This is a genomic window from Chitinophaga niabensis (assembly GCF_039545795.1).
In the GTDB taxonomy this organism is placed as follows: Bacteria; Bacteroidota; Bacteroidia; order Chitinophagales; family Chitinophagaceae; genus Chitinophaga; species Chitinophaga niabensis_B.
On sequence record NZ_CP154260.1, the window covers coordinates 1197239 to 1211947 of the forward strand.

The 14709-nt window shown below is 44.7% G+C and carries 17 protein-coding genes; 4 read left to right on the top strand and 13 right to left on the bottom strand.

Going from position 1 to position 14709, the window contains the following annotated elements:
• Nucleotides 1-2: 2 nt before the first annotated feature.
• The 4 genes from AAHN97_RS05060 to AAHN97_RS05075 are packed head-to-tail and all read left to right on the top strand — an operon-like array spanning nt 3 to nt 3528.
• On the top strand, nt 3-530 hold the full coding sequence (locus AAHN97_RS05060) for a hypothetical protein (protein ID WP_343306470.1): 528 nt from the start codon (nt 3-5) through the stop codon (nt 528-530).
• The gene (locus AAHN97_RS05065; RefSeq protein WP_343306471.1) at nt 520-1599 is read left to right on the top strand and encodes a hypothetical protein; all 1080 of its coding nucleotides are present in this window, start codon (nt 520-522) and stop codon (nt 1597-1599) included. Before AAHN97_RS05060 ends, AAHN97_RS05065 begins: the two co-directional genes overlap by 11 nt.
• Nucleotides 1600-1629: 30 nt before the next feature.
• A complete protein-coding gene (locus AAHN97_RS05070) occupies nt 1630-2343 on the top strand; it encodes a head GIN domain-containing protein (protein WP_343306472.1) in 714 nt (237 codons plus the stop codon).
• Between the two features lie 36 nt (nt 2344-2379).
• On the top strand, nt 2380-3528 hold the full coding sequence (locus AAHN97_RS05075) for a C1 family peptidase (RefSeq protein ID WP_343306473.1): 1149 nt from the start codon (nt 2380-2382) through the stop codon (nt 3526-3528).
• 44 nt (nt 3529-3572) lie between these two features.
• Here AAHN97_RS05075 and AAHN97_RS05080 read toward each other — a convergent pair whose 3' ends face one another.
• The 13 genes from AAHN97_RS05080 to AAHN97_RS05140 all read right to left on the bottom strand — a co-directional run bounded on the left by AAHN97_RS05080 (nt 3573) and on the right by AAHN97_RS05140 (nt 14687).
• A complete protein-coding gene (locus AAHN97_RS05080) occupies nt 3573-3821 on the bottom strand; it encodes a helix-turn-helix domain-containing protein (protein WP_343306474.1) in 249 nt (82 codons plus the stop codon).
• A 176-nt stretch (nt 3822-3997) separates the two neighbouring features.
• Nucleotides 3998-4225: a helix-turn-helix domain-containing protein gene (locus tag AAHN97_RS05085; RefSeq protein WP_343306475.1), complete on the bottom strand. Its 228-nt coding sequence runs from the start codon at nt 4223-4225 to the stop codon at nt 3998-4000.
• A 174-nt stretch (nt 4226-4399) separates the two neighbouring features.
• Nucleotides 4400-4672, bottom strand: a complete 273-nt coding sequence (locus tag AAHN97_RS05090) for an acylphosphatase (RefSeq protein ID WP_343306476.1) — start codon at nt 4670-4672, stop codon at nt 4400-4402.
• A gap of 684 nt (nt 4673-5356) precedes the next feature.
• Nucleotides 5357-5968 (bottom strand): 2'-5' RNA ligase family protein, encoded by a 612-nt coding sequence (locus tag AAHN97_RS05095; protein ID WP_343306477.1) that lies wholly within the window; start codon nt 5966-5968, stop codon nt 5357-5359.
• Between the two features lie 184 nt (nt 5969-6152).
• A complete protein-coding gene (gene tpiA, locus AAHN97_RS05100) occupies nt 6153-6911 on the bottom strand; it encodes a triose-phosphate isomerase (RefSeq protein WP_343306478.1) in 759 nt (252 codons plus the stop codon).
• A 50-nt stretch (nt 6912-6961) separates the two neighbouring features.
• Nucleotides 6962-8128: a putative sugar nucleotidyl transferase gene (locus tag AAHN97_RS05105; protein ID WP_343306479.1), complete on the bottom strand. Its 1167-nt coding sequence runs from the start codon at nt 8126-8128 to the stop codon at nt 6962-6964.
• A gap of 67 nt (nt 8129-8195) precedes the next feature.
• Nucleotides 8196-8450: a type B 50S ribosomal protein L31 gene (locus tag AAHN97_RS05110; protein ID WP_074239432.1), complete on the bottom strand. Its 255-nt coding sequence runs from the start codon at nt 8448-8450 to the stop codon at nt 8196-8198.
• Nucleotides 8451-8513: 63 nt separating this feature from the next.
• On the bottom strand, nt 8514-9005 hold the full coding sequence (locus tag AAHN97_RS05115; RefSeq protein WP_074239430.1) for a YajQ family cyclic di-GMP-binding protein: 492 nt from the start codon (nt 9003-9005) through the stop codon (nt 8514-8516).
• A 132-nt stretch (nt 9006-9137) separates the two neighbouring features.
• Nucleotides 9138-11687 carry a M56 family metallopeptidase gene (locus AAHN97_RS05120; protein WP_343306480.1) on the bottom strand — a complete coding sequence of 850 codons (2550 nt, stop codon included), beginning with the start codon at nt 11685-11687 and terminating at the stop codon, nt 9138-9140.
• A gap of 10 nt (nt 11688-11697) precedes the next feature.
• Complete coding sequence (locus AAHN97_RS05125) at nt 11698-12081, bottom strand: BlaI/MecI/CopY family transcriptional regulator (RefSeq protein ID WP_074239427.1); 384 nt, start codon at nt 12079-12081, stop codon at nt 11698-11700.
• Nucleotides 12082-12161: 80 nt separating this feature from the next.
• Nucleotides 12162-13058 carry a sterol desaturase family protein gene (locus tag AAHN97_RS05130; RefSeq protein ID WP_343306481.1) on the bottom strand — a complete coding sequence of 299 codons (897 nt, stop codon included), beginning with the start codon at nt 13056-13058 and terminating at the stop codon, nt 12162-12164.
• A 125-nt stretch (nt 13059-13183) separates the two neighbouring features.
• Complete coding sequence (locus tag AAHN97_RS05135; RefSeq protein ID WP_343306482.1) at nt 13184-13801, bottom strand: hypothetical protein; 618 nt, start codon at nt 13799-13801, stop codon at nt 13184-13186.
• A 16-nt stretch (nt 13802-13817) separates the two neighbouring features.
• Nucleotides 13818-14687, bottom strand: coding sequence for a DUF4249 domain-containing protein (locus tag AAHN97_RS05140; protein ID WP_343306483.1), 870 nt, complete (start codon nt 14685-14687; stop codon nt 13818-13820).
• Nucleotides 14688-14709 lie beyond the last annotated feature (22 nt).

Sequence of the window (14709 nt, forward strand, 5' to 3'; positions counted from 1 at the left end):
ACATGAAACTGGAGGATTTTATAAAGCAGCACAGAGACTCTTTTGAAGAGGAAGGACCAGGGCCGGGTGTATGGGCCCGTCTTGAGAAGGAGCTGCCCGTCCGCCAAAAAACATCCGTGGTAAGAATGATGGCAAAACACTGGTGGAAAGCCGCCATTCTTGTTGCGCTGATCGCCAATGCCGGCCTGCTGGTGAAGTATGCCAATACCAAACAGGATGTAGCCGTGGTGATCCCCGAAATGGAAGAAATGGAACTTTATTATACATCCAAAATTGAGCAAAAGCTGGATGAGCTGAAAACAATACCGGCAGATCAGTTGGGGCTGGACAGCACTACCATGGCAGAATTGGAATTACGGAACGAAACTTATCAACTGTTAGAAAAAGAACTGGTGAACAACCCGGGAAATGAAAGGATTCGTTCAGCCATGGTGCGCTACTACCAGATGAAATTGGATCTGCTGGACAGGATACTTTCAGAACAGGAAAAACATACTAACTCACCTTCAACTAAAAAAGATGTTCTCTAAATCTACTCTTTTATTCTTTCTGCTTCTTCCATTTGCCGCATTGGCAGCAAAAGGGGATGAGGAGCATAAGATACGTCTTACTAAAGAAGTTAAACTTAACCCCAAAGCCCGCGTGGGTATTACAAACAAATACGGAAAGATCGTTGTCAACACCTGGGATAAAATGGAGTGCAAGGCAGAGATAGAGATCATTGGTTATGGTAATTCCAATGATCAGGCCCGTAAAATGGCAGAGATGGTGGAAATCAATATGGGCGCCTCTTCACCGGATAATGTGAAGATAGAAACAAAGTACAGCCCGGCCGGTAGCAAATGGTTCAACTTTGGGAAAAGAGATTCTAAAGATCATGTGCAGGTGAACTATGTACTTTATGTACCCCGTAACCTTGGAGGTCTGGCCCTCGATAATAATTTTGGAGATATCCTTGCCAGGGAGCTTCCTTTCCCTACGCATGTTAATATTAACTACGGCTTCTTTGATATTGGTCAGTCTGACAACGGATTAAAAGTGAACATGAATTACACAGATAAAGCCCGTATTGGTAAAGCAGATCAGGTGGTAGTAAATGCAAATTATTCTTCCCTGAAGGCAGACAATGTGTCCAGCCTGCGGCTTAATTCCAACTACAGTAGTTATACATTGAATAAAGTGGACGATCTCATCATTGATTGTAACTACGATGATTATAAAGTGGATCAGATCGTGAATATTAAATACAATTCCAATTACTCTGATATCAAGATGAATGGATTGAAGACGGCAGGAGATTTCAGGGTATCTTACTCAGATGTGCTGATACGCCATTTATCTTCTTCTTTTAATGCTATCAATATCAATTCAACTAATTCAGATGTGAAATTAGGTATAGCATTGAAGACCGCTTTCAGGATAACCGCTAACCTGCGTTACGGAGACCTGGATGCCAAGGGTTTTGAATGGAAGCATGTAAACCATGTAAAAAAGAACAATAACCTCTCCTTTTCCGCCATAACAGCCAATGCTACAGATGCTTCACCGATCATTAAAATCAATGGATCGTACAGCGATGTAAGACTGGCAGGAGAATAATCTAAAACCTCATCTTAAAATCAAGAAAACATGAAATCGTATTTCGTCCTATTTTTCCTCTTCCTGTCTCTGGCTGTAAGTGCCCAGCAGGAAACAGTTACCGGTAATGGTAAGATCAAAAAAGAGAAGCGGAGCACCGGCGGTACGTTTGATGAAATCAGCGTTTCCGGCAAGTATAAGGTGATCATCAAGCAGGGCAGCACTTCATCTGTTGAAGTAGAGGCCGATGAAAATCTGCTTCCTTATATTGAAACAGAAGTGAATGATCAGGATTTGCAGGTGCATACTAAAAAAGGATATAATGTAAAGCCCAGCGGTACCATAACCGTTTTTGTTACCCTTTCTAAATTGTCAGAGATCTCATCCAGTGGCGCTTCCAGCTTTGCAGGAGAAGGAGTTATTAAAGGAGATAAACTGGAAATAGGACTGAGCGGCAAAGCAGAGATGGACCTGGACCTGAATTATGATAACCTTGAATTAGGTATGTCTGGTTCCGGTTCCGTAAAACTCGCCGGTACAGCTACCAAAGCAGAAGTGAATATATCAGGCAACGGAGAGTTCAATGCACCCGGACTGAAATCCCAGGACATGGAGATCAACATTTCAGGTAATGGAAATGCCCATGTGAACGTAGATAAGAAACTGGAAGTAGCCATCTCCGGTAATGGCAAAGTGAAATACAAAGGTTCTCCTACCACTAACCAGTTCGTTTCCGGAAATGGCAGGGTAGAGCACGAAAACTAGCGGGGTTTTGTATATTTGGAATCAAATATGCCGCTTATGAGATTTGAGATGACGTTGATACTCAGCCTGGCGATAGGTTTCCAGGCTGCTGCGCAGGAAAACCCTGTAAGTATTCAGACTACAGATAACAATGGTTTTTCCATTTTAAAGAATAATGCCGCCACTGCGGTGAAAGATCAGGGAAACACCGGCACTTGCTGGTGTTTTGCCACTATATCCCTGATTGAAAGCGAATGTTTGCGCACCGGGGCTGAGAAGCCCGATATTTCCGAAATGTATGCCGTACGGAATACCTATTTGTACAAAGCACGTAATTACGTGCTGCGGCAGGGAGATTCCCGTTTCGGACAGGGAGGCCTGGGGCACGATGTTTTGAATGCTGCAGGCAGATACGGATTAATGCCTGAATCTGCTTTCAGCGGATTAAAGGAAGGGCAGAAGCGCTTTGACCACAATGAAATGGAGAAAGCCCTGAAGGCCTACCTGGACAGCATCCTGAAGAAGCGTCCGGTATCACGTGACTGGGAAACAGGCTATACTGCTATCATGGATGCATACATGGGGCAAACACCACCTGCTTCTTTTGATTACAAGGGTAAAACCTATACTCCTGAAAAGTATGCTAAGGAAGTGGTGAAGTTCAATCCGGATGATTATATCAGCCTTACTTCTTTCACCCATCATCCTTTTTACAGTTCTTTTGTACTGGAGATCCCTGATAACCATGCTAACGGAAGTTTTTACAACGTAACACTGGAAGAACTGATAGGAGCTACCAAAGCAGCGGTGCAAAAGGGTTATACGGTGATGTGGGATGCTGATGTGAGTAACAAGGGATTTGTTTCAAAGTATGGTTATGCTTTTTCTCCAGAGCATGATACGGTGCCTAATAAAACACATCCTGATCCGGATCTGGCGGAGGTGAAGGTAACACCTGAATACCGTCAGGGACTGTTTGAAAACCTGGTTACACAGGATGATCATCTGATGCATATCACCGGAGTTGGTAAGAGTAAGAAGGGAAAACCTTTCTTTATCGTGAAGAATTCCTGGGGTACAACCTCTTCTCCATTTGGAGGATATGTGTATGTTTCAGAGCCTTATTTTGCGGTGAACACTATAAATGTGATTGTACCGAAAGCTTCGCTGGATAAAGCGTTGCTGAAGAAGTTGAAGATAAACTAAGGTTATGTTTTATAAATAGGAGCGAGGTGAGAACCTCGCTTTTTTTATTCCTTTTTGCGTATTTCATATTCAGGTGGGAGGATCAATTCAGCAGCAAGAACTTCTAATGCTCTTGCAATTTCATCTAATTTTTCCAACCCTATATTTGTATCCCCATGTTCATATTTAGAAAGATCTGAATTGTCTGCCTTTTCACAACGTGCCGCCAGCTCTCGTAAGGAATAGCCTTTTTCCTCCCTGATTCTGAGAAGATTTGAACTCAATAAACCCCGTATCCCTTTTTTCTTAGGCATTCAGCGGCAATTTGGCTGAATTGTTCAGGAAATCTGCTGGAGGATCCTCCAGCAACATTGTGGTATTTTTTAATTATGAGACATAAAAAAAGCGAGGCAATTACCTCGCTTTTTTAAGCTACATGGGAGAAATAATAAGGGCTAAATTGGAGAATAAAATATTTTCCCAACCTTGCTTATCCCCTGGGGACCAGCAATTCCCATACGGCAATATCCATGGCATCAGCTAATTGCTGAAGTGTTGTGAGTGTAATATTAATGGCTCCATTCTCCATGCGGGAAATATCTGCGTTATCAATGTTGCAGCGGGAGGACAATTCCCGCTGGCTGAAACCTTTATCTTTTCGAATCCTGCGGAGGTTTGTCCCGAATAATATTAATATATCCGGGGCTTGGGTAGGCATTAGTCTTCTATCTTAAGCATCTAAATTGGCTAAATTATTTCGATTAAGTGAGGGGTACTAACCCATCAGTGGTATTTATTTTATAATGACACGCTGTAATGTAGTATGGTGGCTGTTTTGGTATGGGGACTAACACAATGGGATAATGTATTAATTTAAATATCCTGCACGTTTTTAAGTGTGCAGGATATCAAAATCTTCAAAGTGCTGCAATGGACGATCCGTTATTTCCAAGCTGGTAACCCTTGCTCCTGAAGGGCCATACCGGCACCAGTCAATAAACTCCTCAACGGCTTCCGGACTTCCTTCAGCAGTTATCCATACATTGCCATCCGGGAGGTTTTTCACTGCACCGCGTACACCCATTTTATCTGCTACTGATTTAGCGGTGGCTCTGAAGTACACTCCCTGCACTTTTCCTATTACGACTATTTCCTTATGAATCATGTGCTGAACGAATTATAATAGCAAAGCTATCGATAAATAATAATTACCTGTTGTGCCCGGTGGCAAGCCTTTGCTGTAGCTGCTCAACGCCTTCAGCAAAGGCAGTACTGCCACCGGGGTAAAAAATAAAGAATTGAGATGCCTCAGTGTTCGGACCCTGCACTTCATGCACCTGTATATATAATGATGGATGAAAATAAAAGTATTCAATGGCAGAAGGAAAAACAGCTCTCCTCATGTGTTCCAGCTGAAAACCCGCTTTTGTAAGAAGAGAAAATATAACTTGTTCTGAAGACTGTTGCATTTTCCCATCCTGGTAGCATGGTTTAATTGAAACCCATTCCATGTATTTAAATTTACGGAGAAGAAGTATCATGGATGCAGGGCATTCACCCAGCTAGGCATATTTCTATGCACATAACAGATCCTTATCTTCATCTCCGATGAATAATCTCATGTCTAAGTACGCACTATAACAGCTGAAAAAAGTATAGCTCTACAGGCCCTGTAACGCCTGGTTACAGCCGGTTGAGAACATGCTTTTTAAACAGCGATGCAGGTGCATGCAGTATGTTTGGTGAATTTGTTGGGTCGTAAGTAGTAGAGGAGGGGCCGGGAGACGAACGCCCGACCCGTTAGAGGGATATTGATACTGACTCTTGAAAGGCGGAAGTTTACTACGTATTAAGCTCTTACCGGAAGGCGGCGTTCCACTGCCTGGGTATGTTGAAACAACGATTGATCTGCTGACTGGTCTTTTCCAAACATGAATTCACGTATTACTTCATATCGGCCTCCTTTTGAAGGTTTCCTCAGAAGGCTGAAGCTGTGACAGTGAAAGCTGCGTACAAACATTTTGTTGGAGAAGTAAGGCGCCAATTTGTTGAACTGCTGGGTATTAATGGACCTTGCCAGTGTGATATGCGGTTTGTAAGAACCGGCTTTCAGCTCAAACGTATGCAGGATCTTTTTATGCAAGTCTTCTACCGGTTTGGGGTTGGCCACGTTCACATATAACATGTGACCGGTCTCTCCCTGCCTGCAGTGATCAATCCTGGATGTATACACGGTAAAAGCAGAGAGGTCTGTTGCCAGGGTTTCTAACATCTGGATAAAATCCATTTCATACCGTTCCGGGAATTCGGATCGGAATAATGAGATGTGTGGCTGTGTAAAAGCACCATTAAAGGGTCCCAGTTCCTCTGCGATCAGGTGCTTGAACATACTCACATCCTGTACCGTTTGTGCATCAGGATGTATTACCAACATGTAGTCATATAATACTTCTTGTTCCATGTCATTACGATTGTGCAATCATCAATTTGATTGGATCTGAATCATTAACAGCAATAATGAATATCTATCCTCTCTTTCACAACACGAATATACTAACATTTTTGGAAATACTAATAATTTTAGCAAATAATACTAAAAAAAATGGGCTCCACATCAAAAGATATTGATGCGGAACCCGTTATGATCAGAAGCTTTGTACAATTGCTGTAAAGTCCGCTGCCACCAGGGATGCGCCGCCGATCAGGCCTCCGTCCACATCAGGTGAAGAGAACAGTTCTTTGGCATTGGAAGGTTTTGCGCTTCCGCCATACAGGATGGTAATGCCCAAAGCAGCCTCACGTCCGAATTTCTCTGCGATCTGAGAACGGATGAAAGCATGCATATCCTGTGCCTGTTGCGCGCTGGCTGTAAGTCCTGTGCCAATGGCCCAGATAGGTTCATAAGCAATCACCACATTCTTCAGGGTTGTTGCATCCAGGTGATACAGGCTTTCCTGTAATTGCTGCGCTACATAAGCATTTTGTGTTTCAGCTTTCCGCACTTCCAGTGGCTCTCCGCAGCAGAAGATAGGTTTGATACCATTTGCCAGTGCCAGGTCTATTTTCTTGGCCAGCTGGGCATTGCTCTCGGAAAAATACTCTCTGCGTTCAGAGTGGCCGATGATCACAAAATCAACGCCAATGGACTGTAACATTTCTGCGGAAACTTCACCGGTGTAGGCACCGGATTTTTCACTGTAGCAGTTTTGTGCGGCCAGGTAGATGCCGGGATAGTTCCGGATGAGTTGTTTTACTTTAACCAGGTAGGGGAACGGCGGTGCTATCACCACTTCCTGACCTTCCGGTAATTTGATACCAGCTGCAATGATGTCGTTCACCAGTTGTTCGCCTTGTGCGAGCGTAAGGTTCATCTTCCAGTTAGCTGCTACGATCTTCTTTCTCATATGAATTTGTTATTTCGATTCAGGTAATTTGAAGCGCGAAAAATACACAATTACCCTTGAAATAAATGTGTTAATATTTGCTCATCGGCAGGGGTGAGTTCCTGCCCCTTCAGTTGCATCCAGGAATCTGCATCACGGAGGGCTTCATTGAGCCTGTAACGCTCAGGGGTATCTGAGCCTCCCCAACTGAAAGAAGGCACGAATTTGGGCGGGAAATTGCCTCCAAACACGTTGCTGGATACACCTACTACTGTTCCGGTATTGAACATAGTATTAATACCGCATCTGCTGTAGTCGCCCATCAGTACGCCGCATTTATTTCCGGCAGACCAGGCTTCGTTTTTGCTTTCCATCCATACCCGTACTTCCCTGGCGTTGTTCTTCATATTGGAACAGCAGGTATGTGCGCCCAGGTTACACCATTCACCGATCACGGCGTCTCCCAGGTAACCATCATGGGCCTTGTTGGAATTATCGAAGAAAACGGTGTTTTTAACTTCGCCGCCTACCACGCAACGGTGGCCAATAGAGGTGGCGCCATAGATCTTTGTGCCCATCTTGAGCACTGAGCTTTCACCGATGCCAAAAGGGCCACGGATGAGGCAGCCTTCCATGATCAAAGCATCTTTTCCAATGTAAATAGGGCCGTTCATGGCATTCAGTACGCTGCATTCCACGGAGGCCCCCGGTTCTATAAATATCTGTTCAGCATTAAAAACCTGGTTGGTAGAAGAGATAGGGGTGGAGGTCCGTCCCTTTGTCAATAATTCAAAATCATCCCTGATGGCCCTGTCGTTGTATTGTGCGATGTGCCAGGGATGATCGATGCGCATTACTTCTCCTTCAAAATCAATCCTGCTCTGGCTGGGAGGCATAAAGAAGTCGTCCCCGCTGACTACTTTCACAAGCAACCGGCCATTTTTGTACAATTCCTGGCCAGCCGTCATTTTACGGATGGTCTTTAAAAGTGCGATGGAGGGGAGGAGATGGCCGTTCACTAATACATTCACGGCATTTTTAGGGGCTTTGATCAGCGGGTATTTTGCCTCGAGGTAATCCATCGTAATATAGCTGATGGGGGAGGTCTGCAACCATTTTTCCCATTTCTCCCGGATGGTGAGCAAACCTGTTTTGCAGGCCGCTACCGCACGGGTATGCGTGAAGGGGAATAACTGGTCGCGCTCAGGCGTATCAAACAGGATGTAATGCGGGTTCATAACTGGCTAAAATAAAGAAATCCCACCGATATTAACCGGTGGGATCGTTAAATTATTTACAAAGCGCTTATTTAGCGTCTTTCTTGTAACGTTTGTTGAATTTGTCGATACGACCTGCGGTATCCAGCATTACATTCTTTCCAGTGTAGAAAGGGTGTGATGTATTGGAGATCTCAAGTTTGATCAACGGATATTCGTTACCATCTTCCCATTTCACTGTTTCGCGAGAAGAAGTAGTTGAGCGGCTCAGAAAGCTATATCCATTAGACATATCTTTAAACACTACGAACCTATAATTTTCCGGATGGATTCCCTGTTTCATATCAAAAAAAGTTAAAATCAGAACGCAAAGGTAACAGATAAATTTAAAATAGCCAAGAAAATTCTAGCTTTTCATATTTACATACTGCAAAGGTATACCCAGGTTGGCTTCCTTCGCTTTTTGTATAACTTCCTGTAAATCATCTATTTTCTTGCCTGTAACCCGCACAATGTCATCCATAATGGCGGCCTGTACCTTCAGACCGGCATCTTTGATCATCTTTACGATCTTCTTGGCATCCTCCTGTTTGATCCCGTTCCTTACAGCTATATCCTTTTTATACACTTTTCCACTCTGGTAGGGGTCTTTGCTCAGATCGTAGATAGAAGCATCAAGGCCCTGGCGCATGGTTCTGCTGATCAGCACTTCAATCACCTGTTCCAGCTTCATGTCACTTTCCACTTCAAGCTTCAGTATCAGTTCTTTTTTGTCCAGTTCGATACTAACATGTGAACCCTTGAAATCATAACGGGTGGTAATTTCCTTCTTTACGGTATTAATAGCGTTATCCAGGGTTTGCAGATCAACTTTGCTCACGATGTCGAAAGACGGCATAAACGGGTTTTTTAATGGTGAATAAACGAGGAGCAAATATAATAAAAAAAGCTGCTACCCATACAGGCAGCAGCTTTATGTTGATAGAATGGCGGCAAATTGGTTAGCATGAAGGTTAAAGAGCAGGGCTGTTTAACGGTTATCCTGGGAGTTCATATGAAAATTATCTTTACTTTTCTTTATAGTAACGTTCTTATTTTTAAGATATTGTTCATATTTCTTACTTACTTCATCTGGTTGCTTCTTCCCATTTATGTAGAGTTCATCCCCTTTCTTCTCAATTTCAAAGTCTTTATTACGGTCCAGCAGGTTATCCTTTTCCATGCCATCCAGCATATTATTGAGGACATCCCTGCGTTCCTGGGCTACTTTAGCGCGTTTCTCTGCTTCTGCTTTGCGGATCTCGGCACTTGCGGCGTGCTGTTCGGCCCGGACCCTGTCGTTATTAGCACGTTGTTCTGCCTGGATATGGCGGTTACGTGCAGTTTGTTCTGCTTGTATCCTTGCGTTTTGCGCACGTTGTTCAGCCTGAACGCGGGAAGCTTCAGCTCTTTGTTCTGCGATCTCCTTCTGCACATCTGCCTGAGCCCTTGCGGCTTCACGTCTTGCTTCTCTCTGAGCCCGGTCGATTTCGCGCCTCGCTTCTCTCTGAGCACTCCTGTCTTCGGCCATTTCCCTGGCGCGATCTTCATCCCAGTTATGAGAGCCATCCCGGAAATACCGGAAGTGTTTGGCTGTATCAGCCCAATACTTCTCCATACTCTCTTTCATTTGCTGATTGATCTTATCCCAGTCTACCTTTTTCAGGCTTTCCTGCATTTGTTGGTTGATCTTTTCCCAATCAGCTTTATTAAAGTTGCGTTTGATCTCCTCCTGCAGTTTATCGAACTGGATCTCATTGAATTTATGATCCGCGTTCCATTTCTTCATTTTCTCAGCCACGTCTTTATTCATCTTATTCCAGTCTATCTTCTTCATACTGGCCTCAATTTCTTTCCCCATCTTGCTCCAGTCTGTTTTCTTAATGGCTTCTTCTGCGGCTTTCATGGCTTTTTTAAACTCTTCATTATTGAATTTAAAAGCCTTGTCGTAATTGTAGCTGTAGTTATAGTTGTAATTCCGCTGATGCTGTTTCTGCATGTCTGCATACTGTTGCTGCATGCGGATGTAATTTTCTTCCATCTTTTTGCGATCAGCTTCCGGCATTTCTGCAATGCTGTTATAAGCTTTTTCCACACCATCATCTCCTTTTACAATGATCTTTCTGGAACGGGGAGTTGTTGTGTCTCCCTCTGCAAAGTATGATGTGTAAGCTGAATAATACGCTGGTGCCTGTGGGGGAACAGGAGTTGCGGGTACATAAAAACTACCCGGTGCAATAGGCGCAAGGGGCGCCATCGGAGCCATCGGAGCCATTGGTGTTAAAGGCTGCGCAGGCGATAATGGTGCCGGAGGCGTTAAAGGCGCTAAAGGCGCAAGTTCTGGTACCGGTGATCCCGGAGGTACAGATGGTACCGGAGCCGGTGCAGGTACTGGTGCGGGTGCTGGTTTGGCAGCAGATGGTGAAACGGGTGTTGGCGGAGGGAGAGGAATGGTGTCTGTTGCTGTTACACCTATAAAACTGGATTGTTTCTTTTCTTTCTTTTCATTTTTATTTCCAGGATTTAACCAGGCAATGGATACCAGGCCTACCATAATAATGAGCAGGGCAAGTACACGTTGGCTATAGTTAAGGTTTTTAGTTTTCATTTCCATGATGCGTTTGATGCGGTGAAGTAAATGATGTTTATCATCCGCTGCTGCCATGGCCATGGGATTGGCTGTTAAACGATATTCTTCCAGTGCTACCAGTGCTTTGGCGTAATGCAGTGGCTGCACGGTTCCGGCAATCACCAGGTCATCACAACAATGTTCTCTTTCCAGGCGGATGTTTTTGGAGATCCACCAAACAAATGGATTAAAGAACAGGATGGTTTCTACAATTGATTGGAAGATATTCAACAGGTAATCATTGCGTTTAATGTGCGCCAGTTCATGAAGAAGGATGGCCTCCAACTGTTCCGGGCTGAGATTACTGACCATGGCTGCCGGAAGCAGGATGACAGGTTTCAGGAAACCGATCATGACCGGAACCTGTAAATGCTGAGAGATGAAGAGTTGTACCTTACGGGTAACCCCCATGCTCGCAGCCAGTTTTAATAGATGTTCATCCCATGTTCTGCCCATCGTGGAGATGCCTTCCTGCCGCATCTGGCGTAGCTGTGCCAGGTCCAGGCACAACTTGATGGTCATAAGGGTAACACCTACAATGTAAACAGCCACCAGGAGAGGGAAGTACGATTCCATTCCGGGAAGCATTGTTTGCAGCCCGCTGCTTTGCTTTGGCAACTGCTCCATCGCTGCAGCAATGGTGGCAGTATCCCAGGTCATTGCCATTTCCTGTATCTTCTGAGCTTCTCTGATGGCATCTAACTGGTTGTAGAAAGTAACCAGGAACCATCCTGCAATCCCGGCCAGGGAAAGGAAGGACAAATGATACTTGATAGCGGCACTGGCCATGGGCCATATCCGTAATACGATCCGCAGGCAGGCATACACGAAAAATGCTTGCCAGAAGGAGTGCAGGAGTGTCCAGCCGAATGCACGGATAATGTCTGTGGTAAAAGGAAGCAACGAGTTCATGGCAAAAGTTTTATTTCTGCTTTTTTTCCATTTCGTTCAGGTATTGACGTATCTGATCCAGTTCTTCCTGGGAAGAACGATGGTGGCCGAGCGCCTGCATCACCAATTGTGTAGCGGAACCATTATACACCGTATCGATCATCTTATTCAATAATTGCTGTTGTGTACTTTCGCGGGAAATGCTCGCTTTATAGATATGCGTTTTGGCGCTTGCATCCCTGCTGAGGATCCCTTTCTCATGCATGATCTGCATCAGCTTAAGGGTAGTGGTGTAACCGGCTTCTTTACTTTGCTCCAGTATCTCATGCACTTCCCTTACTGTACTTGCTCCGCGTTCCCAAAGGATACCCAGGATCTCCAGTTCACTTTCAGTCGGTTTTATATGCTTGTTCATTGCGCTTTTTGTTTTGTACGAATATCTTCGTAATCAAATGTACGATACTTTTCGTAATAACAAAATACCCCTTAAAATATTTATATGGATGGTGAAGAAGCAGGAGGAGTGGAAGCAGCTGCATCTGCCCTTAACTGGCTGGTAGTTTTCCTGCTGCCGTCGTGGCTCCAGCCCGGAGGGGCAAATAAATAATGCCATGCATCCCGCCAGGTAGGCGCTTTGCGAAGGTCTTTACCAATTTCAGCCCATTCATGGGTGGCTATCCTTAAGGGGTTATATGTTTTAATATTACGGGTCAGCCCAAATACAGGCCTTTCTTCCTCCGGCTGAAAAGTACCAAACATCCGGTCCCAGATGATCAATACGCCCGCATGGTTTTTGTCCAGGTACTTCAGGTCCGAGGCATGGTGTACGCGGTGATGGGAGGGAGTATTAAATATAAACTCAAAAGGGCGGGGGAGTTTATGAATGGCTTCCGTATGGATCCAGAACTGGTAGATCAGGCTGATGGCCTGCATGGTCATTACCATAGCCGGATGAAAACCCAGGAATGGCATCCAGAGCCAGAAAGCAAAGGTGCCGGTAAGGTTGCCGGTCCAGTTCTGGCGGAGCGCGGTAGAGAGATTATACTTTTGGGAAGAATGATGCACCACATGAGAGGCCCAGAAGAAACGGATATTATGGCTTAGCCGGTGGAACCAATAATAGGAGAGGTCGTCTGCCAGGAAACATAACACCCAAACCCACCAGAGGCTGGCATCGAGTGTAAAGATCCTGAATTGGTAAATGAGTGTGTAGATGAGATAGATAATGCCTTTGGTGAGCAGGCCTATGAAAACATTCCCCAGCCCCATGGCTATGCTGCTCGCAGCATCTTTTGTTTCATAAAGCCCGCGTTTGTCCCAGGCGGAAAAGATCACTTCCGCCGTAAGCAGTAACACAAACCCGGGGATGGCATAATGGATCAGGTCAGGCATGAGGATCAATTACAGATTATCAGTTACGAAAACGAATGATGTATATTCTTTCTACCAAAAGTTAACAATTTTTTGCCTAATTGTAACCGCTCATCCGTCATTCGTAACTGACAATCCATAATTAGTTAAAACCTTCCTGCCTTGATGGAAAAGTGTGCAGCAGGGCCGCTCAGCTTCTCATCTGTAATACCCTGCGTGCTGGACCCGCTTACAAAACGGTAAGAGCCGCCGATAGCTATACGCAGGTAGGAGGTGATATTCATTTCAAAATTCACCTGTGGTTCCGCAACGAAAAAGCCGCTGTAATCCAGGTTTTCACTTTCATCAAAACCTTTGTAACGTTCGTTCTTCATCACACCGCCGCCACCAATGAGGGCGCTTACGGCAGTATGGAAGAGTTTATTTGATTTAATGGTATACTCAGGCACAAACCCTGTGTACCACATATTCCAATATAAAGTAGGGTCTGCTGCATTGGTACGCGCTGCTTCAATATTATTCACCAGGGCATAGGCACCTGCGCCAAGCATGAGTTTGCTGTTCAGCATTACACCTGCATAACCACCCATCAGAATGCCCAGTTGATCATCAAAAGTGGTGAACTTAATGGTAGGAGCGCCAAACCCACCTACCCTGATCTTTCCCTTCCCTCCGGCCAGTGATTCTATTTTACTATCCTGTGCAAAGCTGAGCTGAGCCAGCAGCATGGTAAAGAGTACTAAACTTAGTTTCGCTGTTTTCATAAAATGGAATGAATGATTAACGAATAGTTTTTTCCTTAAACTTCACGGCAGAGGTACCAAACCAACCAAGCACTCTTACGCTGCTGGATTCATTAGTGTTCTTCAGGTTGCTTTTTACGTTCTCCAGGATCTTGGCAAACAGGCCACCGTTCTGCAGTTGTGATTCCACATGCGTGAGGAAGGTGTGGCTGTTTTTGGTCAGGGAGGCCAGGCGTACGATCACCGTTTCATTCAGCAGAAATGGTTTATCCCAGTCGGTAATGGCTTCACTGATGGGAACGATGAATACAGCACTGTCAGACACATATTCCTGGTAAGAACCATCTACGGCAAATGCATCGTTTACACGGTTATCCTTAGTGTTACGATAACTCCTTACCCAGTAATAATCAGAAGCACCCGCCAGGTCCCTTCCATAAAAACGGGCATAGTATCCTTCTTTGTTAGTCGCTGAATTCTCAGCTGTTTTGAACTCGTAAGAGATGGAGTCGATCTCGGTTACCCGTTTAATGGTATCGATGGCTTCAAACACTTCAGACTTCAACTCTATCCTGAGCTTATAGGCATGGTTCAATACACCAATGCTTTTATCCAGCCCGGGATCATGACTGTACACGCCGTTGGCAAAAGTGAAGGGGTAGGTTTTATTGTCTGTGAGATCTGTTAATACTACTATGGCATCGCTTACAACAGGAGCTGTGCCTGTAGATGTGTAGGGAACAGTTTCCGTAATACGGATACTCTGTTTGCCTGCTTCATCGGTGATCCATGCGTCTACCACAGCAAAGGTTTTTCCTTTGGGAATATCCACGTCTATCACATCTTCACACGAAGTGAAAGCGGCGGCTGTAACTAGTATGGCGAATATGTTGATGATCCTTTTCATATAATTCAATGCTTTGCGAATG

Coding starts and splice junctions, on each gene's coding strand:
- AAHN97_RS05090 (WP_343306476.1), bottom strand. CDS start 4,672: ATGATTCATAAGGAAATAGTCGTAATAGGAAAAGTGCAGGGAGTGTAC.
- AAHN97_RS05120 (WP_343306480.1), bottom strand. CDS start 11,687: ATGAACTCGTTGCTTCCTTTTACCACAGACATTATCCGTGCATTCGGC.
- AAHN97_RS05085 (WP_343306475.1), bottom strand. CDS start 4,225: ATGCCTACCCAAGCCCCGGATATATTAATATTATTCGGGACAAACCTC.
- AAHN97_RS05075 (WP_343306473.1), top strand. CDS start 2,380: ATGAGATTTGAGATGACGTTGATACTCAGCCTGGCGATAGGTTTCCAG.
- AAHN97_RS05125 (WP_074239427.1), bottom strand. CDS start 12,081: ATGAACAAGCATATAAAACCGACTGAAAGTGAACTGGAGATCCTGGGT.
- AAHN97_RS05080 (WP_343306474.1), bottom strand. CDS start 3,821: ATGCCTAAGAAAAAAGGGATACGGGGTTTATTGAGTTCAAATCTTCTC.
- AAHN97_RS05095 (WP_343306477.1), bottom strand. CDS start 5,968: ATGGAACAAGAAGTATTATATGACTACATGTTGGTAATACATCCTGAT.
- AAHN97_RS05110 (WP_074239432.1), bottom strand. CDS start 8,450: ATGAAACAGGGAATCCATCCGGAAAATTATAGGTTCGTAGTGTTTAAA.
- AAHN97_RS05115 (WP_074239430.1), bottom strand. CDS start 9,005: ATGCCGTCTTTCGACATCGTGAGCAAAGTTGATCTGCAAACCCTGGAT.
- AAHN97_RS05140 (WP_343306483.1), bottom strand. CDS start 14,687: ATGAAAAGGATCATCAACATATTCGCCATACTAGTTACAGCCGCCGCT.
- AAHN97_RS05105 (WP_343306479.1), bottom strand. CDS start 8,128: ATGAACCCGCATTACATCCTGTTTGATACGCCTGAGCGCGACCAGTTA.
- AAHN97_RS05130 (WP_343306481.1), bottom strand. CDS start 13,058: ATGCCTGACCTGATCCATTATGCCATCCCCGGGTTTGTGTTACTGCTT.
- AAHN97_RS05060 (WP_343306470.1), top strand. CDS start 3: ATGAAACTGGAGGATTTTATAAAGCAGCACAGAGACTCTTTTGAAGAG.
- AAHN97_RS05065 (WP_343306471.1), top strand. CDS start 520: ATGTTCTCTAAATCTACTCTTTTATTCTTTCTGCTTCTTCCATTTGCC.
- AAHN97_RS05070 (WP_343306472.1), top strand. CDS start 1,630: ATGAAATCGTATTTCGTCCTATTTTTCCTCTTCCTGTCTCTGGCTGTA.
- AAHN97_RS05135 (WP_343306482.1), bottom strand. CDS start 13,801: ATGAAAACAGCGAAACTAAGTTTAGTACTCTTTACCATGCTGCTGGCT.
- tpiA (WP_343306478.1), bottom strand. CDS start 6,911: ATGAGAAAGAAGATCGTAGCAGCTAACTGGAAGATGAACCTTACGCTC.